3 protein-coding genes and 1 pseudogene are annotated in these 2,778 nt (G+C 71.7%); all 4 read right to left on the reverse strand.

The window, feature by feature from the left end; genetic code table 11:
- Positions 1-776 (reverse strand): 4-(cytidine 5'-diphospho)-2-C-methyl-D-erythritol kinase (locus ID132_RS12985; RefSeq protein ID WP_193128818.1); only part of this gene is annotated, 776 nt, incomplete at its 3' end.
- 40 nt (positions 777-816) lie between these two features.
- Positions 817-1,662, reverse strand: a complete 846-nt coding sequence (rsmA, locus tag ID132_RS12990; RefSeq protein ID WP_125106338.1) for a 16S rRNA (adenine(1518)-N(6)/adenine(1519)-N(6))-dimethyltransferase RsmA — start codon at positions 1,660-1,662, stop codon at positions 817-819.
- Positions 1,655-2,587 (reverse strand): TatD family hydrolase, encoded by a 933-nt coding sequence (locus ID132_RS12995; protein WP_241209094.1) that lies wholly within the window; start codon positions 2,585-2,587, stop codon positions 1,655-1,657. The genes rsmA and ID132_RS12995 overlap by 8 nt, the downstream gene beginning before the upstream one ends.
- Positions 2,588-2,591: 4 nt before the next feature.
- A pseudogene (locus tag ID132_RS13000) lies at positions 2,592-2,778 on the reverse strand (methionine--tRNA ligase); the annotation flags it as partial.

Below are 2,778 nucleotides of genomic sequence, written 5' to 3' on the forward strand. Positions count from 1 at the left end.
AGGGCGCCGGCGCCCTCGCCGTATTCGAGCGCCGCGACGAGGTCGGGACGAAGCCGCAGTGCGGGCGCCTGTAGGTCGTTGTGCATGGCGTCGGCGAGGGCGACCGGGTCACCCGACCGCAGCGCGAGGAGCGCGGCCTGTGGCACAACGGGCACCGGCTTCGTGAAGAGCTGGCTCCCGTGCTCGGCGCGGTGCTCGTCGAGGGCCCGGTAGGTTGCAGGGGTGGACATGCCTTCGCCGCTGAGGCGGAGCACCCACTCGAAGGTGCCGCCGGCGAGCGTCGGCGCGAGCTCGGTGCCGCGGCCGGTGCCGACCGCGACGTTGCCGAACAGCGCGAACGGCACGTCGCTGCCGAGCTTCGCACCGAGGTCGGCGAGGTCTTCCCGCATCAGGTTCGTCTGCCAGAGCGCGTCGAGCGCGACGAGTGTCGCGGCCGCGTCGGCCGAGCCGCCACCCATACCGCCCGCGATCGGCACCTGCTTGCGAATCACGAGTTCGGCGCGCGCCTCGCGGCCGGTGAACTCGGCGAGCAACCGGGCCGCACGGATCGCGAGGTTGCCTTCGCCCACCTCGAGCCCCTCGGTGTCGATGGGGCCGGGCGCGAAGCGCAGTGACAGCATCTCGGCCTCGCGGGCCTCGACCTGCTCGACGAGGTTGAGCGCCATGAACAGCGTCGCGAGGGGGTGGTAGCCGTCGTCGGCCACCTCGCCCACCGATAGCGTGACGTTGACCTTGCCTGGGGCCGTCGCCGTCACGCGCCGCGGTGCGTCTGTCATGACACCTAGCCTACCCGGCAGGTCCTGCTCGGATTCGCGGCTAGGAGGCGTCGCGCGCGAGCCGCAAGAAGTCGTCGGCCGACAACTGCTCGCCGCGCGCCGTGGGCTCGAGCCCGACCCGTTCGAGTGCGGCCGAGGCCTCCTGCGCCGAACCGCCGAAGCTCGGCGCGAGCGCCTGGCGCAGCATCTTGCGGCGCTGCCCGAAGGCGGCGTCGACGAGCTCGAAGAGGCGCCGGCGCAGCGCGTCGTCGCCGAGTGGTTCGTCGTGGGCGCGGAACTCGACGAGGATCGAGTCGACGTTCGGCACGGGCCAAAACACCTTGCGACCGACGAGGCCGGCCGTGCGCCATTGCCCGTACCAGGCGGCTTTCACGCTCGGGGCCCCGTAGATCTTCGAGCCGGGGCCGGCGGCGATGCGCTCGCCGACCTCGCGCTGCACCATGACGACGCCGCGGCGCAGCGAGGGAACGCGCTCGAGTAGGTGCAGCAGCACCGGCACCGAGACGTTGTAGGGCAGGTTCGCGACGAGCGCGACCGGCTCGTCCTCGACCGCATCCACCTTGAGCGCATCCGATTCGACGACGCGCAGCTCGGCGCCCGGCGCGCGCTCGGCGACTGTGAGCGGCAGCTGCTCGGCGAGGCGCGGATCGATCTCGATCGCGGTGACCCGCGCCCCCGCCTCGAGCAGGGCGAGGGTGAGCGAGCCGAGGCCGGGCCCGACCTCGACCGCGTGCTCGCCCGGCGTCACCTCGGCGGTCGCCACGATGCGACGCACCGTGCCGTGATCGTGCACGAAGTTCTGGCCGAGCTTCTTCGTCGGCTGCAGGTCGAGCTGCTCCGCCAGATCGCGAATCTGGGCTGGGCCGAGCAATTGCACGTCAACCACGTCGCGCCGCCCGCCATGCTACGCGCTGCTCGACCTCGAACGGGCCGTACAGGTCGAGCGTGTTCTGCGTGAGCTGCGCCGCAAGCTCGTCGGCTTCGACGCCGAGTTCGTCGGCCATGAATCGAATCGTGACCGGAATCAGGTACGGCGCATTCGGTCGGCCGCGGAAAGGCACGGGCGTGAGGAACGGCGCGTCCGTCTCAACGAGGATGCGCTCACGCGGCACCACCTGGAGCGCGTCGCGCAGCAGTTGGGCATTTTTGAACGTGACGTTGCCCGCGAACGAGCAGTACCAGCCTTCGTCGGCCGCGATCTGCGCAAGCGCGGGGCCGCCCGAGAAGCAGTGAAACACCGTGCCCTCGGGCGCGCCGACGCGGCGCAGCAGGGCAACCACGTCGTCGTGGGCGTCGCGGTCGTGAATCTGCATCGGCAGCCGCTCACGCTTCGCGATGTCGATGTGGGCTTCAAACGACGCGTGCTGCGCGCGCAGCGCGTCGTCGCCCGAGGTGCGGAAGTAGTCGAGGCCGGTCTCGCCGATCGCCGCGACCCGGGTATCCTGCGCCAGCCGCGCGATCTCATCGAGCGCCTCCTCGAGCTCGCCCGCCTCGGCATACCGGGGCGCCTCGTTCGGGTGGATCGCGACGGCGGCGAGGAGGCGCGCGTGCGCGTTCGCCGCCCGCACCTGCCACTGGCTCGACGGCACGTCGCCGCCGACCGTGATCGCACCGACGACGCCGGCCTGCGCCGCGAGCTCGAGGTGTTCCTCGAGGGCGAGCCCGGCCTCGCCGTCCTCGATCTCGAGGTGCGTGTGGTTGTCGTAGCTCGGCACCGCGAGCGCCTCGGGCACGTCCGGGTACCGCAGGTCGCGGCGTTGGCCGTGCTCGGCGGTCGAGTCGCGCTTGCGCGGATGCTGCGAGACCGTCACGAGGCTAGTCGGCCTGATCGATGCGTGGGAACAGCGCCTGCAGCTCGCCAACGCGACCGGTCGAGCGCCACTCGAGCGCCGCATCCGGTCGGATCTCGCCAAGGTCGCCCTCGCCGCCGACCGCAGCCCAGAGCTTCTCGGACGCCAGCGGGATGATCGGGTGCAGCAGCACCGCGAGCACGCCGAGGCCG

The organism is Gulosibacter sediminis (genome assembly GCF_014904065.1).
Lineage (GTDB): Bacteria > Actinomycetota > Actinomycetes > Actinomycetales > Microbacteriaceae > Gulosibacter > Gulosibacter sediminis.